Origin of the sequence: Cupriavidus sp. DL-D2 (assembly GCF_039710735.1) — a bacterium.
Taxonomy (GTDB): Bacteria; Pseudomonadota; Gammaproteobacteria; order Burkholderiales; family Burkholderiaceae; genus Cupriavidus.
Map to the genome: position 1 here is coordinate 311163 of NZ_JBDKXK010000004.1, position 25592 is coordinate 336754.

Annotated in this window: 23 protein-coding genes and 1 tRNA gene; 10 read left to right on the forward strand and 14 right to left on the reverse strand. The window is 64.7% G+C overall.

What is annotated here, in order from left to right:
- Positions 1–109: 109 nt before the first annotated feature.
- The 5 genes from ABDB81_RS04350 to ABDB81_RS04370 form a co-directional block, all read right to left on the reverse strand.
- A tRNA-Met gene (locus ABDB81_RS04350) sits at positions 110–186 on the reverse strand.
- Positions 187–395: 209 nt separating this feature from the next.
- Positions 396–2087, reverse strand: a complete 1692-nt coding sequence (locus tag ABDB81_RS04355; protein ID WP_137924977.1) for an MFS transporter — start codon at positions 2085–2087, stop codon at positions 396–398.
- A gap of 300 nt (positions 2088–2387) precedes the next feature.
- A complete protein-coding gene (locus ABDB81_RS04360) occupies positions 2388–2753 on the reverse strand; it encodes a DUF4212 domain-containing protein (protein ID WP_137924978.1) in 366 nt (121 codons plus the stop codon).
- Positions 2750–4324: a sensor histidine kinase gene (locus ABDB81_RS04365; RefSeq protein ID WP_137925015.1), complete on the reverse strand. Its 1575-nt coding sequence runs from the start codon at positions 4322–4324 to the stop codon at positions 2750–2752. The genes ABDB81_RS04360 and ABDB81_RS04365 overlap by 4 nt, the downstream gene beginning before the upstream one ends.
- Before the next feature lie 39 nt (positions 4325–4363).
- Positions 4364–5053, reverse strand: coding sequence for a response regulator transcription factor (locus tag ABDB81_RS04370; protein WP_137924979.1), 690 nt, complete (start codon positions 5051–5053; stop codon positions 4364–4366).
- Between the two features lie 269 nt (positions 5054–5322).
- On the opposite strand from ABDB81_RS04370, the gene recA reads away from it, so the two are divergent.
- The 8 genes from recA (at position 5323) to ABDB81_RS04410 (ending at position 14218) form a co-directional block, all read left to right on the forward strand.
- Positions 5323–6381 carry a recombinase RecA gene (recA, locus tag ABDB81_RS04375; RefSeq protein ID WP_137924980.1) on the forward strand — a complete coding sequence of 353 codons (1059 nt, stop codon included), beginning with the start codon at positions 5323–5325 and terminating at the stop codon, positions 6379–6381.
- Between the two features lie 108 nt (positions 6382–6489).
- A complete protein-coding gene (gene recX, locus ABDB81_RS04380) occupies positions 6490–6969 on the forward strand; it encodes a recombination regulator RecX (protein ID WP_346809915.1) in 480 nt (159 codons plus the stop codon).
- A 364-nt stretch (positions 6970–7333) separates the two neighbouring features.
- Entirely contained in the window at positions 7334–8014 is a 681-nt protein-coding gene (locus ABDB81_RS04385; protein ID WP_346809917.1) for a DUF2889 domain-containing protein, read from the forward strand.
- Between the two features lie 86 nt (positions 8015–8100).
- Positions 8101–9267, forward strand: coding sequence for an ADP-forming succinate--CoA ligase subunit beta (gene sucC / locus ABDB81_RS04390; protein WP_130391007.1), 1167 nt, complete (start codon positions 8101–8103; stop codon positions 9265–9267).
- Between the two features lie 68 nt (positions 9268–9335).
- The gene (sucD, locus tag ABDB81_RS04395; RefSeq protein WP_130391006.1) at positions 9336–10217 is read left to right on the forward strand and encodes a succinate--CoA ligase subunit alpha; all 882 of its coding nucleotides are present in this window, start codon (positions 9336–9338) and stop codon (positions 10215–10217) included.
- Positions 10218–10564: 347 nt separating this feature from the next.
- Positions 10565–11260, forward strand: a complete 696-nt coding sequence (locus ABDB81_RS04400; RefSeq protein ID WP_137924983.1) for a TerC family protein — start codon at positions 10565–10567, stop codon at positions 11258–11260.
- A gap of 494 nt (positions 11261–11754) precedes the next feature.
- Positions 11755–12282 carry a pilin gene (locus tag ABDB81_RS04405; protein WP_346809919.1) on the forward strand — a complete coding sequence of 176 codons (528 nt, stop codon included), beginning with the start codon at positions 11755–11757 and terminating at the stop codon, positions 12280–12282.
- Between the two features lie 133 nt (positions 12283–12415).
- Positions 12416–14218 carry a Wzy polymerase domain-containing protein gene (locus ABDB81_RS04410; RefSeq protein ID WP_346809921.1) on the forward strand — a complete coding sequence of 601 codons (1803 nt, stop codon included), beginning with the start codon at positions 12416–12418 and terminating at the stop codon, positions 14216–14218.
- A 21-nt stretch (positions 14219–14239) separates the two neighbouring features.
- Here ABDB81_RS04410 and ABDB81_RS04415 read toward each other — a convergent pair whose 3' ends face one another.
- From ABDB81_RS04415 to moaC, 3 genes are all read right to left on the reverse strand, one after another.
- The gene (locus tag ABDB81_RS04415) at positions 14240–14764 is read right to left on the reverse strand and encodes a hypothetical protein (RefSeq protein WP_160471498.1); all 525 of its coding nucleotides are present in this window, start codon (positions 14762–14764) and stop codon (positions 14240–14242) included.
- The gene (locus ABDB81_RS04420) at positions 14761–15261 is read right to left on the reverse strand and encodes a hypothetical protein (protein ID WP_346809923.1); all 501 of its coding nucleotides are present in this window, start codon (positions 15259–15261) and stop codon (positions 14761–14763) included. The genes ABDB81_RS04415 and ABDB81_RS04420 overlap by 4 nt, the downstream gene beginning before the upstream one ends.
- A gap of 181 nt (positions 15262–15442) precedes the next feature.
- Positions 15443–15928 carry a cyclic pyranopterin monophosphate synthase MoaC gene (gene moaC, locus ABDB81_RS04425; RefSeq protein WP_137924988.1) on the reverse strand — a complete coding sequence of 162 codons (486 nt, stop codon included), beginning with the start codon at positions 15926–15928 and terminating at the stop codon, positions 15443–15445.
- A 226-nt stretch (positions 15929–16154) separates the two neighbouring features.
- Here moaC and ABDB81_RS04430 point away from each other — a divergent pair, with 226 nt between their 5' ends.
- Positions 16155–17852 carry a M48 family metalloprotease gene (locus ABDB81_RS04430; RefSeq protein ID WP_249359320.1) on the forward strand — a complete coding sequence of 566 codons (1698 nt, stop codon included), beginning with the start codon at positions 16155–16157 and terminating at the stop codon, positions 17850–17852.
- A gap of 100 nt (positions 17853–17952) precedes the next feature.
- Here the strand turns inward: ABDB81_RS04430 and ABDB81_RS04435 are convergent, their stop codons facing one another.
- From ABDB81_RS04435 to ABDB81_RS04460, 6 genes are all read right to left on the reverse strand, one after another.
- Positions 17953–18549 (reverse strand): DUF2946 family protein, encoded by a 597-nt coding sequence (locus ABDB81_RS04435; RefSeq protein ID WP_346809925.1) that lies wholly within the window; start codon positions 18547–18549, stop codon positions 17953–17955.
- A gap of 16 nt (positions 18550–18565) precedes the next feature.
- A complete protein-coding gene (locus tag ABDB81_RS04440) occupies positions 18566–19582 on the reverse strand; it encodes an alpha/beta fold hydrolase (protein ID WP_346809926.1) in 1017 nt (338 codons plus the stop codon).
- An 11-nt stretch (positions 19583–19593) separates the two neighbouring features.
- Positions 19594–20034 (reverse strand): nuclear transport factor 2 family protein, encoded by a 441-nt coding sequence (locus tag ABDB81_RS04445; RefSeq protein WP_137924992.1) that lies wholly within the window; start codon positions 20032–20034, stop codon positions 19594–19596.
- A gap of 10 nt (positions 20035–20044) precedes the next feature.
- On the reverse strand, positions 20045–21067 hold the full coding sequence (waaF, locus tag ABDB81_RS04450; protein WP_137924993.1) for a lipopolysaccharide heptosyltransferase II: 1023 nt from the start codon (positions 21065–21067) through the stop codon (positions 20045–20047).
- Between the two features lie 115 nt (positions 21068–21182).
- A complete protein-coding gene (locus ABDB81_RS04455) occupies positions 21183–21377 on the reverse strand; it encodes a zinc-finger domain-containing protein (protein ID WP_061954896.1) in 195 nt (64 codons plus the stop codon).
- Positions 21378–21440: 63 nt separating this feature from the next.
- The gene (locus tag ABDB81_RS04460) at positions 21441–22361 is read right to left on the reverse strand and encodes a branched-chain amino acid transaminase (protein ID WP_137924994.1); all 921 of its coding nucleotides are present in this window, start codon (positions 22359–22361) and stop codon (positions 21441–21443) included.
- A gap of 140 nt (positions 22362–22501) precedes the next feature.
- Between ABDB81_RS04460 and ABDB81_RS04465 the strand changes: the two genes are divergently transcribed.
- Entirely contained in the window at positions 22502–25435 is a 2934-nt protein-coding gene (locus tag ABDB81_RS04465; RefSeq protein WP_346810025.1) for a DEAD/DEAH box helicase, read from the forward strand.
- Positions 25436–25592 lie beyond the last annotated feature (157 nt).

Genomic DNA, 25592 nt, shown 5'->3' on the forward strand with positions numbered 1-25592 from the left:
GGCAAAGGGGTGGCGCGACAGTTGGCGGGTCGTTCGCCGGCATCCCAAAGCCCGCACCCCCAAAGCAAAAAGCCGCAATCCCGTGAAGGACTGCGGCTTTTCTAATAGATGGTGGCGAATCAGGGATTCGAACCCCGGACCTGCGGATTATGATTCCGTCGCTCTAACCGGCTGAGCTAATTCGCCAACGAAGACCGCAATTATACCGTTGGATTGGCACCTGTCAACACCTTCATGACAACTTTCTGCAAGCTTCGGCAGGTGGCCGGAAAGCTGCCCAAAAAAATGGCAGACCCGAAGGTCTGCCTGGAAGGAGCGGCTGGCCTGGTTGGCCAGCCATCCTGAGCGAGGGTTACCGGTCCCTCCGATAAATCTTCTGCGTCTACTACCAGCCGTCAGTCGTTGGCGTAGATATCCACGTCCTTGGTCTCGCGGACGAACAGCGCGCCGACCACGAAGGTGATGGCCGCGATGACGATCGGGTACCAGAGGCCGTAGTAGATGTTGCCGTTCTGCGCCACCAGCGCGAAGGAGATGGTGGGGAGCAGGCCGCCGAACCAGCCGTTACCGATGTGGTACGGCAGGGACATCGACGAGTAGCGGATACGGGTGGGGAACATTTCCACCAGCATGGCCGCGATAGGTCCGTAGACCATGGTCACGTAGATCACCAGGATGACCAGGATCACCAGCACCATGATCGTGTTCATCTGCGCGGGGTCCGCCTTGGTCGGGTAGCCGTGCGAGGTCATCTCGCTGCCAACCGCCTTCTTGAACTCCGCGATCTGCTTCTTGCTGGCGTCGTCGAACGCGCCACCGGCCACGTTGGCGTCGAAGGACTTGATTTCCTTGTCGCCGATCTTGACCGAGGCCACCGTGCCGGCCGGTGCTTCCACCACCTCGTAGCTGGCCGATGCCTGGGCAAGCGTACGCTTGACGATGTCGCACGAGCTGCGGAAGTCGATCTCGCGGGCAATCGGGCTACCCTGGAACGAGCAGGTCTTCGGGTCTGCCGTCACCACGATCTGTGCCGACTGCTGGGCGCGTTCCAGTGCCGGGTTGGCGTAGTGCGTCAGCGCCTTGAACAGCGGGAAGTACGTGCACACGGCCAGTGCGCAACCGAGCATGATGATCCACTTGCGGCCGATCTTGTCCGACAGGGAGCCGAAGAAGATGAAGAACGGCGTGCCGATCACCAGGGCGCCGGCAATCAGCAGGTTGGCCGTCTTGGCATCTACCTTGAGCACCTGGGTCAGGAAGAACAGCGCGTAGAACTGGCCCGTGTACCAGACCACGGCCTGGCCGGCGGTCAGGCCCACCAGCGCCAGGATCACGATCTTCAGGTTACGCCATTGGCCGAAGGCTTCGGTCAGCGGTGCCTTCGAGGTCTTGCCCTCAGCCTTCATCTTCTGGAAGGCCGGCGATTCGCTCATGGACAGGCGGATGTACACCGACACGGCCAGCAGCAGGATCGAGAGCAGGAACGGAATGCGCCAGCCCCAGACTTCGAATGCCGGACCCGTCAGTTCGCGGCACAGCAGGATCACGATCAGCGACAGGAACAGGCCCATCGTCGCAGTGGTCTGGATCCACGCGGTGTAGGCGCCGCGCTTGCCGTGCGGAGCGTGCTCGGCCACGTAGGTAGCCGCGCCGCCGTACTCGCCGCCGAGTGCCAGGCCCTGCAGCATGCGCAGCAGGATCAGGATGATCGGGGCCGCCCAGCCGATGGTGGCATAGCCGGGCAGCAGGCCGACGACGAACGTCGACACGCCCATGATCAGGATCGTGACGAGGAACGTGTACTTGCGGCCGATCATGTCACCCAGGCGGCCGAACACCAGCGCGCCGAACGGTCGCACGATGAAGCCCGCAGCGAATGCCAGCAGCGCGAAGATGAATGCCGAGGTCGGGTCCAGGCCCGCGAAGAACTGCTTGGCGATGATGGCCGCCAGCGAACCGTACAGGTAAAAGTCGTACCACTCGAAAACCGTGCCGAGGGAAGAGGCCATAATGACCTTTTTCTCTTCCTTCGTCATCGGCGCATTGCTGGCGGACGATACCGTCCCCACGTTTTGCGCGTTTGCCATTTATTGTCTCCTCCGTTTGACGTCGTTCCGTCGAAATGGTCCCTGGTGCCGGGCCATGCCATATGCGCGTGCCGGCCCATACACCAAAGCTGGAACGATTGTGGGAGGCGAAACTTACTGCGTTCTGACAGAAGTTCTGCAAACGCCGCGGAATGCGTCGGGGTATACGCTACTCGGCGCGAGCCACCGGCAACGGGCGAATTTGCTGCGATGCGGGGCGATTCCCGCGCGTGCCGCATGGCACCGCGCGCAAACGCGCTCTTGCTCTGCAGCATGGCGTGCGGCGGTTCGCGAAAACCCTTACACGGAGGGCAGATCCGCCGAGCGGGGTTTGTCAGGAACGGCGGGCGCTGGCGAGGGCGATGCAACTGACGCCGCGCGGACCTCTGCCTCGATGCGCTCACGCTCATGCAATGCGTCATCGGCCCGATTCATGCGCCAGGCGTAGAGCGCGGCCATCAACACGTAGAGGATCAGTGCCCCCTGCGCGCCCATCCAGTACGAGAATGGCCAGCCCATGAAGTCGAAGCGCAGTTCGCGCGCGAACCAGCTCACGCCGAACGTCATGACAAACCATACGGCCAGCAAACCGACGATCCAGCGCACGTTGTGGCGCCACGACCTGCGTTCGAGCGGCGTCATCCTGTCACGCGGTGGCTTTTTCATGCGAGCGCTTCCTCTGACGGCGTACGGCGCAGCGTGATGCGCAGCCGCGTGCCGGCCAGCCGTGGCGATGTTTGATACACGTGGTCGTCGATCGTTACCTCGCCGCCATGCTGCTGCACGATCTCGCGCACGATGGCCAGTCCGAGGCCACTGCCTTCGGTATTGGTGCCCAGCACGCGGTAGAAACGCTCCATCACGCGTTCGCGTTCGGCCGGCGCGATGCCAGGGCCGGTGTCTTCCACATCGAGATACGCGAAGGGCTCGAACGCATCGGTGGTCACGCGTACCGTGGCGTGGCCACCGGCAGGCGTGTAGCGGATGGCGTTGTCGAGCAGGTTGTTCAGCATCTCGGTCAGCATGAGCCGGTTGCCGGTGATGAGCACCGCGTGCTCGTCGGCTTCCAGGCCTAGGTCGATGCGGCGCGCCCATGCCTGCGGCAGCCAATCCTTCACCACGTCGCGCGCGAGTGCGGCCAGGTCCAGCGGCACCATGCCACCGGCGCCAGCGAGGTTCTCCATTCGTGCGAGAGACAGCAACTGCGTGACGAGGTGCGCCGTGCGTTCCGAACTGCCGGCGATCTGCGCGAGCGAGCGCCGCAACTCTTCGGGCGACTGCTCGCGCTGCGCCAGTTCGGCCTGCATGCGCAGCCCCGCGAGCGGCGTCTTCATCTGGTGCGCGGCATCGGCAATGAAACGCTTCTGCGTCTGCACGGACTGGTCGAGTTGCGCGAGCAGTCCGTTGAACGATGCCACCAGTGGTGTGATTTCCTGAGGCGCGGCGCGTTCATCGATGGGGCTTGTGTCACCGGGATTGCGCGCGCGGATGCGCTGCTGGATCGCCGTGAGCGGCGCGAGTCCGCGCGAGAGGCCGAACCACACCAGCACCACGGCAAGCGGCAGGATCACGAACTGCGGCAGGATCACACCCTTGATGATTTCATTGGCCAGCCGTGCGCGCTTGTCGAGCGTTTCGGCCACCTGTATCAGCACGTGCTGCGGACCGCCAACGTTCTTGAGATCGACGTAGGTATAGGCCACACGCACGTCGTTGCCTGCCACGCGATCGTCGCGCATCGACACCAGGCCAGCGTGGCCCTGTTCGTCTTCGGGCGGCAGCGGCAGGTCGTGATCGCCGGCCACGTATTCACCGCGCCGGCCCACCACCTGGTAATAGATGTTGTCGGTCTCGTCTGCGCGCAGGATCTCGCGCGCCGAGAGCGGCAGTTGCAGCGTCACGCGGCCATTCACTTCGCGCACCTGCTGCGAGAGCACGATGGCACTGGCTTCGAGCGCGCGGTCGAACGGCCCGTTGGCGATGGACTTGGCTACAAGGTACGTGACCGCGATGCTCATCGGCCAGAGCAGCAGCAGCGGTGCCAGCATCCAGTCGAGGATCTCACCGAACAGCGAGCGCGGCGCGGGATGCGCGGAGGTTTCCTCGAGGTGAGGCAAAGCGTCGGCCAGCGCCGCGTCATCGGCGGCGGCATCCGCCAGTGTCGGGTGGGCCGGTTCGGGCTTGCGGGTGGCGCCGTCGGCGGCCTGGCGTCGCCACGGCAATCGCAGCAGACTCAAACGGCTCATGCATGCCTCATACGCGCTGCGTCAGCCAGGTCAATCATGAGCGGCCAGCGCCGGCTGGAATTTTTCGAGGCAGTAGCCCAGCCCGCGTACTGTGGCGATGCGGATGCCACCCACCTCGATCTTCTTGCGCAGGCGGTGTACGTAGACTTCGATGGCATTGTTGCTGACTTCCTCGCCCCATTCACAGAGATGGTCGACGAGCTGCTCCTTCGAGACCAGCCGCCCGCTACGCGTGAGCAGGATCTCCAGCAGGCCGATCTCGCGCGCGGAGAGGTCCAGCATCTGCTCGTTGAGATAGGCGATGCGGCCCACCTGGTCGAAAGCCAGCGGCCCATGACGCATCAGCGTGGCGCCGCCGCCGGCACCGCGCCGCACCAGCGCCCGCACGCGCGCCTCCAGTTCGGACAGCGCGAACGGCTTGGCCATGTAGTCGTCGGCGCCGAGGTCCAGTCCCTTCACGCGCTCGTCCACGCCATCGGCAGCCGTCAGAATCAGCACCGGCAGCATGGCGCCGCGCGTGCGCAGCCGCTTGAGCACCTCCAGGCCGGGCATGCGGGGCAGGCCCAGGTCCAGGATCAGCAGGTCGAAAGTCTGCGTGGACAGCGCCGAATCGGCTTCCACGCCATTGGCGACATGATCCACTGCATAGCCCGACTGGCGCAGGGAGCGAGTGAGGCCGTCGGCCAGTACATCGTCGTCTTCGGCGATCAGAATCCGCATGGTTGTCTCCACCCTTGTCCAGCTTTTTATGGCCTGGCATCGCCGGCCACCGGCTGCGGTACCGGAGGGGCTTGCCAAGCATACTGTTTTTTTATACAGTACTCGACATTCCGCGTCCGGTCTCCGAAAGGGACGGGCGCGGGGCCGAGCAGGGCGCCAAAGGGTTCAAATTCCTCCGATATCAATCGGAAAAGTCTTGAAAATCAGGCGCCGCGCCGCATGCGGCCTATTTATACACCAATTGCTACCTATTGAACTGAAGGACGACCATGGACGACAAGAAGGCCGGCGCCGGCGTGAGCGCTGAGAAGCAGAAGGCGCTTGCCGCCGCGCTCTCCCAGATCGAGAAGCAGTTCGGCAAAGGCTCGATCATGCGCCTGGGCGACGGCGACGTGGAGCAGGATATCCAGGTGGTGTCCACCGGCTCGCTGGGCCTGGACATCGCGCTGGGTGTCGGTGGCCTGCCGCGCGGCCGTGTGGTGGAAATCTATGGCCCGGAATCGTCGGGCAAGACCACGCTGACGCTGCAGGTTGTGGCCGAGATGCAGAAGCTGGGCGGCACCTGCGCGTTTATCGACGCGGAACACGCGCTGGATGTGCAGTACGCGGGCAAACTCGGCGTCGACGTCGGCAACCTGCTGATTTCGCAGCCGGATACCGGCGAGCAAGCCCTGGAAATCACCGATGCGCTGGTGCGCTCGGGCTCGATCGACCTGATCGTGATCGACTCGGTGGCCGCATTGGTGCCGAAGGCCGAAATCGAAGGCGAAATGGGCGATTCGCTGCCCGGCCTGCAGGCCCGCCTGATGAGCCAGGCGCTGCGCAAGCTGACCGGCACCATCAAGCGTACGAACTGCCTGGTGATCTTCATCAACCAGATCCGCATGAAGATCGGTGTGATGTTTGGTTCGCCTGAAACCACCACTGGCGGTAACGCGCTGAAGTTTTACGCCTCGGTGCGTCTGGACATCCGCCGTATCGGCTCGATCAAGAAGGGCGACGAGGTCATCGGCAACGAAACCAAGGTCAAGGTGGTCAAGAACAAGGTTTCGCCACCGTTCCGCGAGGCATTCTTCGACATCCTGTACGGCCAGGGCATCTCGCGCCAGGGCGAAATCATCGACCTCGGCGTGGACGCGAAGATCGTCGAGAAGTCGGGTGCCTGGTACAGCTACAACGGCGAGAAGATCGGTCAGGGCAAGGACAACGCTCGCGAATACCTGCGCGAGAACCCCGATATCGCCAACGAGATCGAGAACAAGGTCCGTGCGGCGCTGGGCGTGGCACTGACCAACGGCGCCACGGCGCCGGCCGAAATCGAAGGCTAAGCCGGCCGATTGCAGCAAGACAGCAGGAAAGCCGTCGCATGGTTGTGCGGCGGCTTTTTTGTTTCTGATGTGTCCTGATGACTGTTTTACCCAAGCCAAGCCGTATCGATGCCCCGTCCCCCGCTATCCCTCAAGGCCCGTGCCGTGGGCTACCTGTCACGTCGTGAGCACAGCCGGGTTGAACTGGCTCGCAAGTTGGCGCCGCACGCCGAGTCGGCCGAACAGGTAGAGGCTTTGCTGGATGCGCTGGAGCGCGAGAACTGGCTCTCCAATGATCGGTTCGTCGACAGCCTCGTACATCGGCGAGCCGCCCGATACGGCAGCGCGCGCGTCATGCAGGAAGCGAAGACCCACCAACTGGGCGGCGACCAGCTACGCGACCTGCAGGATCGATTGCGTGATACGGAACTGGAGCGAGCGACCGAGGTTTGGCGCAAACGCTTCGGCACGCCACCCGACTCCCCGGAAGCGCGGGCCAAGCAGATCCGCTTCATGATGGCACGCGGATTCTCGCGGACGGTGATCGGAAAGATCCTGCGCGGGGCCGAGGACGACTTCCCTGAACGGGATGAAAACGCCGAGGAGTAGCCACTTGCATACCTGCGTACGCATAAGGGGTATTTGTGCGGACGTCAAGGCAGTTGTCGTACCACTGGTGCAACGCAGCGCCGAAACGTGCCGCGCGGCGGATTCCCTTGTGTGGGGCGGGTTTGCCGGCTTTGTCGATGCAACAATCGACGCCGGACAGTCTGTCGCGCAGGATGTTCCGGGTCAAAGCGGTTCGGCATGTTAAACTCCACGAGTTCTCCGGCCCAAGGCGGCCGTCCGGCCGATTCGTTGAAGATTCAAGGAGTGGCCAGAGCGTGTGCCAGGTAGTCCGGGCCACGGAGTCCACCGCGAATTTCGCCCCCCATTTCTGCCACAACAGCCTGCCGCGTCAGCCCCTGGTGTCATGCCGCTTTCCCCGCCCGTCAATCGAGCCATGCGTCACCGCCGTGCCATCACGGCTGAGGCGTATTTGCGGGAAGACGGACTGTGGGACATCGAGGCACGCCTGACCGACACCAAGCCGCGCGACATCGAGCTGGCCGGCAATCGCATCCGTCCCGAAGGCCAGCCGCTGCACGACCTGTGGCTACGCGTCACCGTGGATCTGCGCCTGAATATTGTCGATGCCGAGGCATGTTCCGATTGGGTGCCTTATCCGACGCACTGCGACACCATTGGTCCCGCCTATCGTCAGTTGATCGGCCTGAACCTCATGAAGGGTTTCCGCAAGGCGGTGCGCGAGCGGCTCGGCAGCGTGGCGGGTTGCAGCCATCTCACGGAACTGGCCGGCGTGCTGCCGACCACCGCTATTCAGGCTTTCGCCGGCGACGTCTTCAAGATTCGCGACGGCGAGGGTGACGGCACCGATCCCAATCCCGAACCGCCGATGCAGCTTCATGGCTGTCACGCCTTGCATTTTGAGGGCGAGGTGGTTCGCAAGTTTTACCCGCGCTGGTATGGTCACCAGCCGAAACCGAGAGCCGGCGCCGTGGCGTCGTCCCCCCAGAGCGCGTCACGCGCCGATGCCTCGGCATCAGGTGGGGGGGAGACCCAGGTCCACTGGCCCAACGGTACGTCGGGCTGACCGTCACGGTCGGCTCAGGAACAGGCGAAAGCCCTTCGATTCCAAATTTTTCCCATCCCTTTACGCCTACCCGAAAGGAAACACGCATGAATATCCATGAGTACCAAGGCAAGGAAATCCTGCGCAAATACAATGTGCCGGTTCCGCGCGGCATCCCGGCTTTCTCGGTCGAAGAGGCCCTGAAGGCGGCTGAACAGCTCGGCGGCCCGGTGTGGGTCGTCAAGGCACAGATCCACGCAGGCGGCCGCGGCAAGGGCGGCGGCGTGAAGGTGGCCAAGAGCATCGAGGACGTCAAGACCTACGCCACGAACATCCTGGGCATGACCCTGGTGACGCACCAGACCGGCCCGGAAGGCAAGAAGGTCAATCGCCTGCTGATCGAAGAAGGCGCGGACATCAAGAAGGAACTGTACGTTTCGCTGGTCGTGGACCGCGTGTCGCAGAAGGTGGCCCTGATGGCATCGAGCGAAGGCGGCATGGACATCGAGGAAGTGGCTGCCCACAGCCCGGAAAAGATCCACACGCTGCTGGTGGATCCGGCTGAAGGCCTGAAGGATTCGGACGCAGACGACATCGCCCGCAAGATCGGCGTGCCCGACGCAAGCGTGCCGCAAGCTCGCCAGGCCCTGCAAGGTCTGTACAAGGCGTTCTGGGATACCGACGCTTCGCTGGCCGAAATCAACCCGCTGATCCTGACCGGCGACGGCAAGGTCATCGCTCTGGACGCCAAGTTCAACTTCGACTCGAACGCACTGTTCCGTCATCCGGAAATCGTGGCGTACCGTGACCTGGACGAAGAAGACGCCAACGAAATCGAAGCCTCGAAGTTCGACCTGGCCTACATCTCGCTGGACGGCAACATCGGCTGCCTGGTGAACGGCGCCGGCCTGGCCATGGCCACGATGGACACCATCAAGCTGTTCGGCGGCGAGCCGGCCAACTTCCTGGACGTGGGCGGTGGCGCCACGACCGAGAAGGTGACCGAAGCCTTCAAGCTGATGCTGAAGAACCCGAACGTGGAAGCCATCCTGGTGAACATCTTCGGCGGCATCATGCGCTGCGACGTGATCGCCGAAGGCGTGATCTCGGCCTCGAAGGCTGTTCAGCTGGGCGTGCCGCTGGTCGTCCGCATGAAGGGCACGAACGAAGACCTGGGCAAGAAGATGCTGGCCGAATCCGGTCTGCCGATCATTTCGGCTGACACCATGGAAGAAGCTGCCCAGAAGGTCGTGGCCGCTGCCGCTGGCAAGTAAGGACAACTGCGTTGCCGTCAGGCCAGCGTGAACGACGGGCCGGGCGGGACGACTAAAAGGACTAGCAAATGAGCATTCTGATCAACAAGGACACGAAGGTCATCACCCAGGGTATCACCGGCAAGACCGGACAGTTCCACACCCGTGGCTGCCGTGACTATGCCAACGGCAAGAACGCGTTCGTTGCCGGCGTGAACCCGAAGAAGGCCGGCGAAGACTTCGAAGGCATTCCCATCTACGCCAGCGTCAAGGACGCCAAGGAGCAGACGGGTGCCACGGTGTCCGTCATCTACGTGCCGCCCGCAGGCGCTGCTGCCGCCATCTGGGAAGCCGTCGACGCCGACCTGGATCTGGTGGTCTGCATTACCGAAGGCATCCCCGTCCGCGACATGATGGAAGTCAAGGACAAGATGCGTAAGCAGAACAAGAAGACCCTGCTGCTGGGACCGAACTGCCCGGGCCTGATCACGCCGGACGAAATCAAGATCGGCATCATGCCGGGTCACATCCACCGCAAGGGCCGCATCGGCGTGGTGTCGCGCTCGGGCACGCTGACGTACGAAGCCGTGGGCCAGCTGACCGCGCTGGGCCTGGGCCAGTCGTCGGCTGTCGGTATCGGCGGCGACCCGATCAACGGTCTGAAGCACATCGACGTGATGAAGATGTTCAACGACGATCCGGATACGGACGCCGTGGTCATGATCGGTGAAATCGGTGGTCCGGATGAAGCCAACGCGGCTTACTGGATCAAGGAAAACATGAAGAAGCCGGTGGTTGGCTTCATCGCTGGCGTGACCGCGCCTCCGGGCAAGCGCATGGGCCATGCCGGCGCGCTGATCTCGGGCGGTGCCGATACGGCACAGGCCAAGCTGGAAATCATGGAATCCTGCGGTATCACCGTGACCAAGAACCCGTCGGAAATGGCGCGCCTGCTGAAGGCAATGCTGTAAGCCATACCGATGACGCCGTGCCGCATATGTCGAATTCGATGCATGCGGTGTGGTGATCTCTCGCTGCCACATATTGCCTTGATCGGTGTGATCGGGGCGGCATGACGGCTGCAAACGTTGCCCCCGCCGTTGCTGGCGGGGGCAACGTCATTCTGGCGATGCGTGTCATAGGGGTATATCCCAACATTACAGCGTTGTCATTGAAACCGAATCGAAAGGTTCGTGCGATAAATCTTCATGTCTGATATCTCAGACATTCGAATGTCCGCAGTGGCCGAGGCTGGTCCGATCATCGACCTGTCCGCCGTGGGCACGGAACATAACTTTGAAATTCGAGGAGTCTTGCCGTGGAATTGTTGTCCAGCAGCACGTTCTGGCTTGCGCTGGGTTCGATCATCCTGACCAACATCGTCCTGTCGGGCGATAACGCCGTGGTGATCGCGCTCGCATCGCGCAACCTGCCCCCTGCCCAGCAGAAGAAGGCCATTTTCTGGGGTAGCGCCGCCGCCATCATCATGCGGGTGGTACTGACCGTGGCCGCAGTGAAGCTGCTGAGCCTGCCGTACCTGAAGATCGTCGGCGCCGTGCTGCTGGTCTACATCGGCGTGCAACTGCTGACGGGCGACGACGGCGAAGACGGCCATGACGCCAAGGACAACATCTGGGCCGCGATCCGCACCATCCTGATCGCCGACCTGGTCATGTCGCTGGACAACGTGGTGGCCGTGGCCGCCGCCGCGCAGAAGGGTCCGGAAGGCAGCCAACTGATGTTGCTGATCATCGGCCTGGGTCTGTCGATTCCGCTGATTGTCTTCGGTAGCACGCTGCTGCTGAAGGTGATGGAGCGCTTCCCGATCATCATCGTGCTGGGCGCCGCGCTGCTGGGCTACCTGGCTGGCGAAATGCTGGTCAGCGATCCGGTGGATGCCGCCTGGTTCGAAGTCCATGTGCCGCACGCCCACCTTGTCTTCGGTATTGCCGGCGCGGTGCTGGTGGTGCTGGTCGGCAAGCTGTTGCAGCGTCGCAACGCGCAGCCTGCCTGATATCGCACGAAACATCGCGAGCCAAAAAGCCTTGTGAAACGGGCGACCCGCAACGGGTCGCCCGTTTTGTTTTTTGGCCAGCGGATTCGAGGCAAGCCGTACGGCATCGTCGCCTCGGAGTTTCGTGAATTCTCAGACTGGTCGGGCAATGGGGTCTGTTCGACCACAGCAGGGAAAGGGCCTGAGCCCTTCCCGTGTGGCCCTGATGAAAACGCGCGACGGGTGCAAGCGTAGGAATCTTCTGAATCCTGCATACGGCTTACCTTGAGAAGTCCTGCCTCTCTGGAGATGGACTCAACGTGCCTGCCAAAAAAGACAAGTCTTATCCATCACGGTTTTCCGAGTTTCCAGACTATTTCAGTAAGCGAATTGGGATTGTCTTGGGTCAGTTACAGACGCGAATCGTGCGCCGATCATGCCCCTTGTGCTTTGCCGCGTGAAGTTGAGTCAAGCGGCAGTGCATGACATTTCACAACAAACGAAAAGGGTCATTCATGGAAAGCAAGTTCGACACTATCCAGCCTGTCCACTCGCCATCGCTCCGGCCATTGTCCCTGCGACGACGAGCGCAGTGCGGCTTCACACTGATCGAACTGATGATCGTGGTGGCGATCGTCGGCATTTTGGCTGCGTTCGCCGTGCCGCAGTATCAGGATTACATTGCGCGCGCACAGTTTGGCGAGGCGCTTAGCCTGGCGTCGGGCCAGAAGCCCCAGGTCACCGAGTATTTCTCCCACAACGGAACTTGTCCGGCTAATGCGACCGCGGCGGTTGATGGCATCCCGAAGGCATCTGATATCAACGGAACCTACGTTGCGAGTGTGACGCTAGGTGGCGACGTCACTGATGCAGGCGGCTGTACTATCAAGGCCACGTTCAAAGACGCTAAGGTCGCGAAGGGGTTGTTAGGTAAGACCGTAACACTGACCATGGGCAATGCGAACCAAGGATCGGTGACTTGGGCTTGCACGTCGAATGCTGTCAAATCGCTCCTGTCACGGGATTGTGAGGCGACGAAGTAGGCGTCAGCTCGCCGCAGCTAAATCGAAATCGGTATCGTCCCCTCACTTAACGCCCGGCCCAGCCGGGCGTTTGCCCTTCCTCCCCCCTCCCGCGCTATCATGGCGCCTCTTCTTTCTTCCCCCACTGGTCCGCATGCCGGCACAGAAAGCCACGATCCCGGCGGCGATGATTGTCGTCGCGTTCACTGTTCCCCTGCTTGTCTCGAAGCACACGCTGCCGCTGTCCACGTTCTACGGCGAATGGACTGCAGCTGCGCTTGGCGTATTGCTGGTGATCGTGCTGGCGATGAAGCGCGTGGACGATGGCTTGCCGCGTGTGCGTGGGGCCTTGCCGTGGATTGTGTGGCTGCCGCTATGGCTGATCGGGGTGACGATCGCGCAGGCTGCCATGGGCATGGCCGATATCACAGGCAGCCGGCTGACGACGCAGCTGGTGCTGGCGCTTGGCGCGGCGCTCATGATCGCTGCATGGCAGTTCGGTCGGGGGATGTCCACGGAGCGTCGGGCCAGCATCGTCGATGCACTGGCTATCGCGCTGCTCGTGGCGGGGTTGCTTGGCACGCTTGCGCAGTGGGTGCAGGTCTTTCGCATGGAGGACCAGATGTTCGGACTCGTCTCCGAATACTTCTATCCCGCGAACCGCCGGCTGTGGGGCAACCTGAACCAGCCGAACCATCAGGCGACGATTCAGGGCCTGGCGCTTGTGGCGGCGATCTGGCTGGCTACGCGTGGCTGGCTCCAATTCCCGAGCTGGCTGGTGGCGACGTTGTTGCTTGAAAGCGGCATCGCGCTGTCCGGATCGCGGACGGGCCTGGTTCACGTGGGACTTGCCGCGGGCTATGCACTGATTGCGGCGGCGATGGCACGCGGTACGCCACGCGGCTCCAGCCCGATGCATCGCGCGCCCGGACTCATCGCCGCAGCCATGATCCTGGTCGTGGGAAGCCTCGCGATGCAGGCTGGCGTCAAGGAAGCGGGACGTGCGTTCGACTGGCAGCTATTCGATACCGTCGCGCAGATCCAGGCCGGCAACCAGATGTCGGCGCGTGGCGCATTGTGGGCGCAGGCACTGGCGATGTTCCGCGACCATCCTTTGTTTGGCGTGGGCTATGGTGAATTTGGCTGGGTCCAGTTCCAGGAGGCGGCGCAGGTGCGCGTGGTGGCCGAGATGTCGCTGCATGCCCACAACGCGGTCCTTGACCTGATGGCCAAGACGGGCGCGGCGGGCACGGCTGGCGTGGCGCTGGTGCTGGCGGCGTGGCTCTGGCGTGTCTGGCGCGCGCGGATCTGGCAAGGGTCGGCGGAGGCTCGTGCCGCTGCAGCACCTGTGTTGGTCTGGCTGGCAATGCTCGCGGCGCATTCGATGCTCGAGTACCCGCTGCACTATCTCTACTTCTTCCTGCCGTTCTGCTTCATGCTCGCCTGGCTCGAACCAGCGGGCTTCGGTGGACGCATGCCACGCCAGGCCGGATGGCTGATAAGCGCAGTGTTCGTGGTCGTGTCGGGAGTCGTGTTGGCGACGATGTGGCAGGACTACAAGCGTGTGGAGACGCGCGAGTATGCCAGCGACGCGCACCGAGATAACTTGCCGATGCCGCGCTGGTGGTTCCGCCAGCATGCAGCGTCCGATGTGTCCGAACGGACCGCGATCACCGCCGCCAACGCCCGGACGCTGTTGCCCGGGCACATGGCGGCGTTGCACCTGCTACCTACGCCGACGATGATTCGCCGCACAGCCTGGCTGCTGGCACTGACCGGCGAGCAGGGGCGTGCCCGGCTATGGATGGAGCGATTGCGCTTCTACTATCAGGGCGACGAGGCCGCGCAGTTTGCCGCGCTCGTGCATGATTGCGATGCCATACCGTCACGCCAGCGCCCGCGCGAATTCTGCACCTGGGCAACGCACCGCGAGCACCAGCCGCGCAACGGCAACTGATGCTGACGTTCGCGCCTTGCGTTAGCGGATGTATCCAGGTGGCGGAGGCGGCGGGTAGTAGGGCTGGTAGTTGGCGGGTGGCATCGCAGCGCGGGACGGTGGGGGCGAGTTGACCATCTGCCCGTACACCGGCACGCGATTGCCGCTCGCGTACATGCACTGCACGTAGGCCGCGTCGTAGCGCTGCTGGGAGCCGTAGCCCGCGTTGTACGAATTTCCGGCCCCTACCGCAGCGCCAGTCAACAGGCCGACACCCGCGCCCACGGCAGCCCCAGCACCGCCATCGAACGCCGCACCCGCAGCCGCGCCCAGCGCCGTGCCGATTGCCGCGCTGCCGACGGCCGCCGCGTTGGCATTCTGCTGTGGGCTCGTGCCGCCAATCTGTCCAAACGCATACTGGCGGCAGTTATAGTCGTCGCCCCGGAACTGATCGAACGACTTGTTGGTGCCCGGCAACGCCATCACGCTCGGCCCCGATGGCATCACGGCACAGGCGCCCAGCGCGCTGGTAGCCACGAGCAGCAGGCAGACGGAACGGGTTCTCATGACGTGGCTCCTGGCAAGGCGGACGAAGATGCGGCGGGTCTGCCCGGCACAGGTGTCGAGGACGATGGCGCGCGCGGTTGTTCGCGTTGCCAGCCACCCGGACATTCCTTCACGTACGGAAAATAGCCCTGCGGCTGATTGCAGTAGTACCACCACGCATTGGGCGAGGTGCCATCGGTCAGCGTCGGATTCCCATCGCTGCCCTGCTCGATGTACTGCGGCGGATTCGGCGCCGGCACGGCTACGACTGCCGGTGCCGGATAGTAGCCCGGACCATAGACCGGACCATAAGCCGGCCCATAGTAGGAGCCGTATGGTCCCCATCCCGGTCCCCACGCAGGTCCCCAGCCGGGGCCCCATCCTGGGCCGTAGCCCCAGCCCGGTCCGACATAGACACCCACGCCCACGCGCGTGCGGGCCTCGGCGGTTGTGGTGAAAGCGACCGCACCGATTGCGGCCAGTGCCAGCGCCAACTGGCAGAGCTTGCGCCCGTTCATGATCGTTACCTCGAAATCCTGCCGAACACCTGCATAACGCCCGATACCGCCGCCAGGGATACCGGCGCCGGCTGCGGAATTGTTACGTTCTATTCAATATCAATTTGCCTGAGGCAGGCGCACGGGAGCGCTTTCCGAAATGCGGCGTTACCGTTATTACGGGCAGGACAAGCGCCGGATGCTATCCCTGCGGACCCGCCACCCAGTCGCCCGACTTCCCGCCATGCTTCTCCAGCAGCTTCACATTGCCGATGACCATGCCGCGATCGACGGCCTTGCACATGTCGTAGATCGTCAGCAGGGCGATCTGGACGCCGGTGAGTGCTTCCATCTCCACGCCGGTCTGGCCCTGGGTTTCGGTGCGGACGATGCAGGCGACGGTCGCGCTGGGTTCGTCGAGGGCGAAATCCACGGCCACGCGGGTCAGCCCGATGGGGTGGCACAGCGGAATCAGGTCGGAAGTGCGCTTGGTGGCCATGATGGCGGCCACGCGGGCGATGCCCAGCACATCGCCTTTCTTGGCGTTGCCATCGCGCACCAGCGCGAACGTCTCGGGCTGCATGGTGATCGTGCCAGTCGCCACGGCCACGCGGTGCGTGCTGGCCTTGCTGCCAACATCCACCATATGGGCCTGGCCGGCATTGTCGAAATGGGTGAGCTGACTCATGGGTGCGAACGCTTGGAAAGTGGAGGGTGCGGGGGACGAACTGGCCAGGAGGGCTTGCCCGATGGGAACGTCATCAAGAGGCCGCTATCATAGCAACATGCCAAAGACTCCATGGCCTCGCCGCCTGCCCGTCCGGTCGAGTGCCCGCGCTGCCGATTCCGCCGTGCCCGCTCCGTCCGCCGTCCGCGCGTCACTTTTGACGCGTGGGGTGGCGGCTGCGCTCGTGATGACGCTCGCGGCCCCCGCGTGGCCGCAAGGCACCCCATCGCGGGCACCCCAGGTCTCGGCGGCCTCGTCGCCCGCTGCAGCCGCCAACGCGCGGTTGTCCACTGCACCGGTGGCGTCGCTGGGGCCGGCATTGAGCGGCGATGTCAGCGATCAGGTCTTCGACAACCTGAACCGCAGCGTGCGCGCCGGGCAGAAGTCAGACTTCGGGCTGCGCAGCGGCAATACGGTGGTGGAGTCGTCGGGCATCCAGTTGCCGGACCTGGGCGACCCTTCCACGGCATCGCTGTCGCCCGACATGGAGAAGCGGCTCGGCGACCGCATCATGCGCAGCATCCGGCGCGATCCGGACTACGTGTCCGATGCCTTGCTGAACGATTACCTGAATGCGCTGGGTTACCGGCTGGTGCAGGCCGCGCGCAGGCAGAACCTGGCGGGTTCCAACGGTGCGGGCACGTTTGCCACGGGCTTCGAACTGTTCGGCGTGCGGGATCGCTCGATCAACGCCTTCGCCATGCCAGGCGGTTATATCGGCGTGCATACGGGTTTGCTCGTGCAGTCCGAGACCGAGTCCGAGTTGGCCTCGGTGCTCGGCCACGAAATCGGCCACGTCACGCAACGGCATATCGCGCGCGGGATCACGAGCCAGGACCAGTCGATGTGGATCGCCCTGGCGTCGATGGTGCTGGCCGGTCTGGCCGCCACCAAGAGCGGTGACGCGGCGGCGGCGCTGGCCATGGGCGGGCAGGGCGCCGCCGTGGCCAATCAGTTGTCGTTCTCGCGCGGCGCAGAGCGTGAGGCGGATCGAGTCGGGTTCCAGATCATGACCTCGGCGGGCTTCGATCCGCAGGGCATGCCCGATTTCTTCCAACGGCTGCAGCGCGTGACCGGGATTTCAGACACGTCCGTGCCGGCCTATGTGCGCACCCACCCGCTTACGTCCGAGCGGATCGCGGACATGTCCGACCGTGCGCGCCACATCGCTCCGCGCAAGGTCGCCAACACGCCCGACTACGAGTTCGCGCGCGCCCGGGCCGCCGTGGTGCAGTCCCCCGCGCCCAGTGACCTGCGCAACCTGCTGGCTTCGTTCCAGGCCCAGACTTCCACTGCCTCGCCCATACGTCTGCCCGCGATCTACTACGGCATGGCGTTCGCCAACCAGAAGCTGGGCCGTTTCCAGGACGCGGAGAAGGCGTTGATGGAGGCGCGTCGGCTCTACGGCAACATTCCCGGCGTGACGTCGGGCACGCCGATGCTCGACGTGATGGCCGTGGAACTGGCGCGTAACGAAGGCCGTATCCAGGATGCATTGAACCAGTCGGCGGCCACGCTGAAGGCGTTTCCGCTCTCCCACGCCGCTGCGCTGGCCTATGCGGATACGCTGGTCGCCGCGGGCCGCCTCAACGATGCCGTGGCGTTCCTGAGATCCCGCACGCGCGAGGAAACGGGGCGTTCGGAATGGTGGGAGTTGCTGGCGCGGGCCTACGCTGCGCAGGGCAAGCGGCTGCAGCAGCATCAGGCGCTGGCCGAGAAATATGCGATGGACGGTTCGTACCAGGCCGCCATCGAGCAGTTGCAGATTGCACGCAAGGCGTCCGATGGCGATTTCTATACGCTGTCGGAGGTCGATGCGCGGCTGCATCAGTTGCAGCTGCAGTACAAGGAGGATCGGCAGGATAGCAAGGGGATGCCGAACTGACGTTCGGTTCAATCTACCGCTGGTTTTTCCCTCTCCCTTTGGGAGAGGGGCAGGGGAGAGGGCAGGCGGTGCAAATTGCCACTGTTCGGCAAGCAGAACCTCAGGCCCTCTCCCCCAACCCCTCTCCCGCAGGCGGGAGAGGGGAGCTTGTAAACCCAAACCGCTTCTCCACCTCCGCCTCCACGATCGGCTCGATTTCAATATCGCGGCCATCGTAGTGGAAGACCCCCAGCGTGGCCCCGCAGGCTTCGCCATGCCAATCGCTAGTCGTACTGAACGCATCCAGATCATGATCGTGGAGCAACGCCGCCTGCTCGCCATCCACGCCATCGACCGTGCCCGACAGCAACACATTGCCGTGCTCATCGGCAAAGCATGAAGCCGGAACAAACGCGCGGCCCGTCGTGGTGGACAGCACGCCGTTGTGCAGCCGCACGATCCACGGTGTGTACATCAGCGAAACAAACACGCGCTGCGGCCCGTTCTGGAAGTACCAGCCGCCGTGTTCGTCTCGCGTGTAGTTGCGTTCGATAAAGGCGATCAGCGCCTCATGCCGGATCGGGTCGCCGGACAGGCCGTGCTGTTGCGCGAACTCGTTGCGCATACGCCATTGGCCGCGCCGGTCCAGCGCCAGCCAGCCGTAGCAGTTCGGCACGTTCGGCCAGCGGGCCATGGCTTGCCTGACAACTTCGTCCATGGTCTGTCTCCTTTGTTTATGCGCGAATGCTGTCGAAGAACGCGAGGATGCGTGCCGGCAGCCATTCGATATGGCCAGCCACGGGCAACAGCGGCAGATGGCCGAGCAGGCCGTTGCGCGGCGTCATGAAGCCGACGTGGCCGCCGTGCTCGGGTTGCTCCAGCGTGACGTCGGCGCTCACCTCTGCGGGGCCAGGCAGGTGGCGGCCCGGCAGGAAGGGATCATTGCGCGCGTTCAGCACGAGCGTAGGAATGCGGATCTCGCCGAGGATGGGCTTGCTGGAGGCGCGCGCCCAGTAGTCGTCCGTATCGCGAAAGCCGTGCAGCGGTGCCGTGACGATGTTGTCGAACGCGTACAGGTCGCGGCTCGCCAGCATCGTGTCGCGGTCGAACAGGCCGGGGAACTGGTCGAGCTTGGCCAGCGACTTGCGCTTGAGCGTCTGCAGGAACATCCGCGTGTAGAGCATGTTGAAGCCGCTGGAGAGCGCCGCCCCGCCTGCCGCCAGATCCAGCGGGGAAGAGATTGCCGCCGCCCCGCTCAGGAAGCCGGCCGCGTGGCCATCCTCGCCAAGAAAGCGCAACAGCGCATTGCCGCCGAGCGAGATGCCCACGGCCAGTATCGGCCGGTCCGGGTCGATCTGGCGTACCGTGTCGCGCAGACGGTGCAGCACCCAGCGGATCTCGGCGGAATCGCCCGAATGATAGAAACGCGGCGCCTGGTTCAGTTCGCCCGAGCAGCCACGGAAATGCGGAATCACGCCTTGCCAGCCGCGCTCGCGCAGCGCGGTCATCAGCGTCTGCGCGTAGTGGCTGCGCGAGTCGCCTTCCAGGCCGTGGAACATCACCACCAGCGGCGCATCGGCGGCGGTGGGGTGCGTGGTCCAGTCGAGATCGATGAAGTCGCCATCGGGCGTGCTCCAGCGCTCGCGCCGGAACGTGATGCGGCGGTGTCGCGTGAAGCGCGCGGGCAGGATGGTCTGCGCGTGGCCGCCGCGCAGCCACCACGGTGTCTGGAAGGCGTCGCCGAACAGCATGGCGTCGCCTGTCAGTGCAGGGCCTGTCCCGGTGCGGCGGCCACGGCGGCCACCTGCACCGCGTTGGCCGGGCTGCAGTGAATATGGGCCAGGCGCCAGCCCTCGTGGTTCTGCATCAGCACATAGGTGGTATGCACGAAGAGGTCGGCTTCCACGCGGCCTTCGCCAAAGCGCAGCGCTTCGGTCACGTCGAAGATCGACACGCCGAGCGATGAATGGCTGCTGGTCTCGATGGCATCGATCAGCACGGGCTGCTCTTCGAGCAGGTGGGCGAAAGCCTGGCGCAGGCTGTCATGGCCGATCAGGCGCTGGCCATCCGGCATGACGCAGGTGACCGAGTCTTCGTCCAGCCAGAGCCGCAGGGCGCCGTCGGCGTCGCGCAACTTCATGGCTTCACGGAAGGCATCGACGATGTCTTCGGCGGAATCGAACAGGCGGGCGAAACGAGGCATGTTGGCGTGGTCAGGGGCGATGCAGGAGTTTGCGCAACTCGACGAACACCATTTCGGGTTCGATCTCCTTCAGGCAACGCAGGTGGCCGAGCGGGCACTCGCGCTTGAAGCAAGGGCTGCACTCGAGTTGCAGCCACATGATACTCGCTGCCTGTGACAGCGGGGGCGTATGGCGTGGATCGCTGGAACCGTAGACGGCCACCTGGGGCCGGTTCAGCGCGGCGGTCACGTGCATCAGGCCCGAATCGTTGCAGACTGCGGCCTCCGACAGCGCCAGCAGGTCCACGGCATCGTCCAGCGAGGTTTGTCCGCACAGGTTGCGCACGAACGGGGCGCCCGCGACGATTTCCTCGGCGATCTCGCTGTCCTTCGCGGACCCCAGCGTGATCATCTGGGCATACGGATACGAGCGCCGCAGCATCTGCGCCAGCGCCGCGAAATGCGCGGCGGGCCAGCGCTTGGCGGGGCCGAACTCCGCGCCGGGGCAGAACGCGATTACGCGCGTGCCCGGAGCGATGCCGAAGCGGCCAGCGGTGGCCGCCATGCGCGCCGGGTCTACCTTGAGCTGCGGATCGGGGATCGATTCCGGCAGGCGCGCGCCGGGCTTGAGGGCCAGGCGGGCGTAGTGCTCCACCATGGGCGGGCGGTTGTCGCGCGGCGGGTTGGCGTGGCGGATGTTGATCATGCCGAAGCGTGCTTCGCCGCGATAGCCGACGCGAAGCGGAATGCCGGCCAGGAACGGAATCAGCGACGATTTCAGCGAATTCGGCAGTACATAGGCCACGTCGTAGCCTTCGTGCTTGAGCTGCTGGGCGAACATCAGCCGCGCGCTGAGCTGCAGCTTGCCGTGCGCCAGGTCGCTCGGGAATACCTTGCCGATCTCGGGCATGCGCGCGAGGACCGGAGCGACCCACTTGGGCGCGAGGGCGTCGATGACAAGGCGCGGGTGGCGCGCCTTGAGCAGCGAAAAGAGCGGCTGCGCCATCAGGGCGTCGCCGATCCAGTTGGGGGCAATAACGAGGGCTTTTCTCATGGAGTGGGTCTGGCTTGGCCCTTTTCTTCGGTGCCCGGGCATGTCAACGCCCCGGGGCGCTGGGCGGCCCGGGGCGTCAGGTCGAAACGGCAGGAGGAAGCGTGCGTCGTACGGATCAGTGGTGGCCCTTGAGCACGGTGCCCGGCTTGAGCTTGTACACGGTGCCGCAGTACGGGCACTTGACCTCGCCGGTGTCCGCCACGTCCAGGAAGACGCGCGGATGATAGTTCCACGCCGGGGTGTTGCCGGTGGGGCAGTGCAGCGGAATGTCTTCCGCGCCGATTTCTACGACGGTTGCGGTTTGCGTCATGGTGTTACGTAGTCTTGCAGGGATGGGTTCGCAGGGATCTTGCTGTTTTCAGGTTGCCGCCGGTCAGACCGGCGTCAGCCACTTCTTGTACTTCTCGTCAGTGCCGTGCACGGCCGCGAAGAAGGTGTCCTGGATGCGCTTGGTGACCGGGCCACGGCTGCCTTCGCCAATGACGCGGTCGTCCAGTTCGCGGATCGGCGTGACTTCGGCGGCGGTGCCGGTGAAGAAGGCTTCGTCGGCGCAGTACATCTCGTCGCGCGTGATGCGCTTTTCACGGACTTCGATGCCGAGGTCGCGCGCAATGGTCAGCGTGGCGTCGCGCGTGATGCCGTCCAGGCACGAAGCCAGGTCCGGGGTGTAGATCACGCCGTTGCGCACGATGAACACGTTCTCGCCCGAGCCTTCGCTGACGTAGCCGTCGGTATCTAGCAGCAGCGCTTCGTCGTAGCCCAGGCCGGTGGCTTCCTGGTTGGCCAGGATCGAGTTGATGTAGTAGCCGCTGGCCTTGGCGCGCACCAGCGACACATTGACGTGGTGGCGCGTGAACGACGAGGTCTTCACGCGGATGCCGCGCTCCATGCCGTCCTCGCCCAGGTAGGCGCCCCACGGCCACGCGGCGATGGCCACGTGAATCGTGTTGCCCTTGGCGGACACGCCCATCTTCTCGGAGCCGATCCAGACCAGCGGGCGGATGTAGCCGGAATCCAGGTTGTTGGCGCGCACCACTTCGCGCTGGGCGGCTTCCAGGGTGGCCTCGTCGAACGGCATCGCCATCTGGAAGATCTTGGCCGAGTTGAACAGGCGGCGCGTGTGCTCTTTCAGGCGGAAAATCGCCGGACCGTCAGGCGTCTTGTAGGCGCGCACGCCTTCGAATACGCCCATGCCGTAGTGCAGGGTGTGCGTCAGCACGTGAATCTTGGCATCGCGCCATTCAATCAGCTTGCCGTCCATCCAGATCTTGCCGTCGCGATCCGCCATCGACATGGTTGTCTCCCTCTGCACCAACGAAAGTCGTAAAGGCGCCATTGTAAGCCGCGGGGCCTTGCGTGCCAACGCGGCCCGGCGGACGCCCGTTCTACAATCGCACCTTTGCCTCCCAGCCTGTACGCGTGGCCCAGACCGACCTGCCCCCCGAACCGCTTGATCCTGTCGATGTCGATGCCGTGGATGCCTCCGGGCCTGCCTGGCAGGACGCGCTCGGCGCACTCGAAGCGCTGGCGGGCGGCACCCCGGCGGAGGAAGACCCGGGTCGCGACCGCCGGCTGGTCTGGGCATTGACGATCGACGGCGATGGCGAGGTGGGCACCATCGAGCCGATGGCCCAGTCGCTGGGTCCGCGCGGTTGGGGCCAGCCGCGTCCCATCCCCCTTGCGCGCGTGGCTGGCGACGATGCGCTGGCGCCGTGGGATGCCCGAGTGGCGCGTGCCATCCGGCGCGACACGTCGCGCAACCGTCGCCATGTGCTGGACCGCGCCGCCGCCGTGATGGCGCTGGTCGGGCATCCTGCCGTGGTGCTGTCCCATGCGCCGACCGTGCCGATGGAAGTGGTGGAAGGGTCTCCCGCGCTGGAGGCCGTGCGGGAAGGGGATCGCTACATGCTGCGCATCGTGCCGCCGCCCCGGCCCGCACGCTCGATGGAGGATTTCCTGCCGGCCGCCGCGAAACAGGAGGCCGAGGCGCTGCGCCAGATCACGGTGCTGCGCGATGGCGCGCGCCGGTTACGCGTGATTCGCTTCACGGCGGCCCAGCAGGGCGCGGCCAAGCTGATTGCAGGCGGGCTGACCGTGCCCGCCAACGCACAGGCCCGGCTCGACAGTACGCTGCGGGCGCTGGCCGGCCATTTCCAGATCCATGCCGATAGTTCGGGCGAAGCGCGCGAGCGCGATCCGGAGTCGCGGCTGCGCGCCGAAGTGGCGCCCGTGGGACGTGGCATCAGCCTGCGGCTCGTGGTCACGCCGCTGGGACCGCTCGGGCCGCGTCTGGCGCCGGGCCAAGGCCGCGCGCAGTTGATGGCCACCCTCGGCGGCGAGACCCTGGTGACGCAGCGCGATCTCGATGCCGAACTCGCACACGTGGCCGAGGTATTCGACGCGCTGCCGTTCCTCGTGCAGCAGTCGCCCGCGAATGGCGAGCATGCCTGGACGCTCGACGATCCCGAGGATGCGCTGACTGCCGTGGAGACGCTGCCGGGGCTGGCTGGCGTGATCGATCTCGAATGGCCGCGCGGACGCGAACTGCGCGTGATCGCCGCAGACCTGCCGCAACTGGCTGTCAGTGTGGAGACCGGCAGCGAGTGGTTCAAGCTGGTCGGCGAGCTGCACGTGGCCGAGGGGCTCGTGCTGTCACTCGAAAAGCTCGTCAAATGGGCGCACGGCCACGCGGGACGTTTCATCCCGATGGACCACGGCGTCTACGTGGCGCTGACCCGCCAATTGCGCGATAGGCTGCGCGATCTGGCTGGCGTGGGCGACACCGTGCGCGACGGCATCCGCGTGCCACTCGTCGCCACACCCTGGCTCGACGATGTGCTGGCCGGTGTGGGTCTCGATCCCGATGCGCATTTCCGCAGCCGCGTGAAGCGCCTGCGCGCCGCGCGCGAGGCCGATGCACCCGTGCCGGCCACGCTGGCCGCCGAGCTGCGGCCCTATCAGTGCGAGGGCTACCGCTGGATGATGTCGCTGGCCGAGGCAGGGCTGGGCGCTTGTCTGGCCGACGACATGGGGCTGGGCAAGACGCTGCAATCGCTGGCCGTGCTGCTGGCGCGCGCGTCGGGTGGCGCGGCGCTTGTAGTGGCGCCCACTTCGGTGTGCGGCAACTGGGCGGCGGAAGCGCGCCGCTTTGCGCCGTCGCTCAACGTCATGGTCTATGCCGAGGGGGATCGCGATGCCATCGTCGAGCAGGCTGCGGCGCATGACGTGGTGATCGTTTCGTACACGTTGCTGCAGCAGGCGCGCCGCGCGTTCTGCGCGCGAGCGTGGCACACAGTGGTGGCCGACGAAGCCCAGTCGTTCAAGAACCCGACCTCGCGCCGCGCGCAGGCGATGTTCGCGTTGCAGGCGGATTGCCGCATCGCCCTGTCCGGTACGCCGGTGGAGAACCGCCTCGCCGAACTCTGGGCCGTGATGCGCTTTTGCAATCCGGGGCTGCTGGGATCGTTGGTGCGGTTCAACGAGCATTTCGCCAATCCGATCGAACGCAACGGGGCGCGCGAGCCGCGCGTGGTGCTGCGCCGGATGATCGCGCCATTTGTGCTGCGCCGGACCAAGGCGCAGGTGCTCGATGAACTGCCACCGCGTACCGAACTGGTGATCCGCGTGACGCCAGAGCCGGCCGAGGCGGCGCACTACGAGGCGCTGCGGCGGCAGGCACTGTCCGAGGCCGAGCGCGCGTTGCTGCGACCGAAGAAAGACAAGCGGGCCCGTGCCACGCTGCCCGAACCCGAGGCGCGCATCCACGTACTGGCCCAGTTGATGCGGATGCGGCGGGCCGCGTGCGATCCGCGGCTTGTCACGCCCGAGGTGGCGCAGCCCGGCGCCAAGGTGCGCGCGTTTGCCGACCTCGTGGCGACGCTCGCAGCCAACGGCCACAAGACGCTGGTCTTCAGTCAGTTCGTCGATTTCCTGCAGATCCTGCGCGATGCGCTGGATCAGGCGGGCCTGAGCTACCAGTATCTGGACGGCGCCACGCCGGCCCCCGAACGCACCCGCCGTGTAGCGGCCTTCCAGTCGGGGAAGGGCGATGCCTTCCTGATTAGCCTGAAGGCGGGCGGCTTCGGCCTGAACCTGACCGCCGCAGACTATGTGGTGATCGCAGACCCGTGGTGGAACCCTGCAGCCGAGGATCAGGCGATGGGCCGCGCCCACCGCATCGGCCAGCAACGGCCGGTCACGGTCTACCGGCTGATTTCGGCGGGCACGATCGAGGAGCGCATCGTGGACCTGCACCAGGGCAAGCGCGCGCTGGCGGATGGCGTGCTGGAGGCGTCGGACGGCGAGGCCATCGGGCGCGATGCCGTGCTGCCCGATATCGACGATCTGGTCGGGCTGCTGCGGCAGTAGTCGTTTCATTCCCCGTTTGCACCAAACGGTATACAAATTTCCCCTGCCTTGGTGCTCCGATTTCGAGTCATTCTGCCCTGCGATGCTTGATTGGCCTTGATTCGCCTTGTTGCGGTGCATCCAGCCTTGGCACAAATACTGCCTTGTGATTTGCGGA

Bases quoted from the DNA above. Each gene is read 5' to 3' on its own strand.
- recX (WP_346809915.1), top strand. From the start codon at position 6,490: ATGCCCCGTCCCCCGCTATCCCTCAAGGCCCGTGCCGTGGGCTACCTG.
- ABDB81_RS04405 (WP_346809919.1), top strand. From the start codon at position 11,755: ATGGAAAGCAAGTTCGACACTATCCAGCCTGTCCACTCGCCATCGCTC.
- ABDB81_RS04430 (WP_249359320.1), top strand. From the start codon at position 16,155: ATGACGCTCGCGGCCCCCGCGTGGCCGCAAGGCACCCCATCGCGGGCA.
- ABDB81_RS04415 (WP_160471498.1), bottom strand. From the start codon at position 14,764: ATGAGAACCCGTTCCGTCTGCCTGCTGCTCGTGGCTACCAGCGCGCTG.
- recA (WP_137924980.1), top strand. From the start codon at position 5,323: ATGGACGACAAGAAGGCCGGCGCCGGCGTGAGCGCTGAGAAGCAGAAG.
- sucC (WP_130391007.1), top strand. From the start codon at position 8,101: ATGAATATCCATGAGTACCAAGGCAAGGAAATCCTGCGCAAATACAAT.
- ABDB81_RS04420 (WP_346809923.1), bottom strand. From the start codon at position 15,261: ATGAACGGGCGCAAGCTCTGCCAGTTGGCGCTGGCACTGGCCGCAATC.
- sucD (WP_130391006.1), top strand. From the start codon at position 9,336: ATGAGCATTCTGATCAACAAGGACACGAAGGTCATCACCCAGGGTATC.
- ABDB81_RS04445 (WP_137924992.1), bottom strand. From the start codon at position 20,034: ATGCCTCGTTTCGCCCGCCTGTTCGATTCCGCCGAAGACATCGTCGAT.
- ABDB81_RS04460 (WP_137924994.1), bottom strand. From the start codon at position 22,361: ATGTCGATGGCGGATCGCGACGGCAAGATCTGGATGGACGGCAAGCTG.
- moaC (WP_137924988.1), bottom strand. From the start codon at position 15,928: ATGAGTCAGCTCACCCATTTCGACAATGCCGGCCAGGCCCATATGGTG.
- ABDB81_RS04435 (WP_346809925.1), bottom strand. From the start codon at position 18,549: ATGGACGAAGTTGTCAGGCAAGCCATGGCCCGCTGGCCGAACGTGCCG.
- ABDB81_RS04385 (WP_346809917.1), top strand. From the start codon at position 7,334: ATGCCGCTTTCCCCGCCCGTCAATCGAGCCATGCGTCACCGCCGTGCC.
- ABDB81_RS04455 (WP_061954896.1), bottom strand. From the start codon at position 21,377: ATGACGCAAACCGCAACCGTCGTAGAAATCGGCGCGGAAGACATTCCG.
- ABDB81_RS04410 (WP_346809921.1), top strand. From the start codon at position 12,416: ATGCCGGCACAGAAAGCCACGATCCCGGCGGCGATGATTGTCGTCGCG.
- ABDB81_RS04355 (WP_137924977.1), bottom strand. From the start codon at position 2,087: ATGGCAAACGCGCAAAACGTGGGGACGGTATCGTCCGCCAGCAATGCG.
- waaF (WP_137924993.1), bottom strand. From the start codon at position 21,067: ATGAGAAAAGCCCTCGTTATTGCCCCCAACTGGATCGGCGACGCCCTG.
- ABDB81_RS04360 (WP_137924978.1), bottom strand. From the start codon at position 2,753: ATGAAAAAGCCACCGCGTGACAGGATGACGCCGCTCGAACGCAGGTCG.
- ABDB81_RS04370 (WP_137924979.1), bottom strand. From the start codon at position 5,053: ATGCGGATTCTGATCGCCGAAGACGACGATGTACTGGCCGACGGCCTC.
- ABDB81_RS04440 (WP_346809926.1), bottom strand. From the start codon at position 19,582: ATGCTGTTCGGCGACGCCTTCCAGACACCGTGGTGGCTGCGCGGCGGC.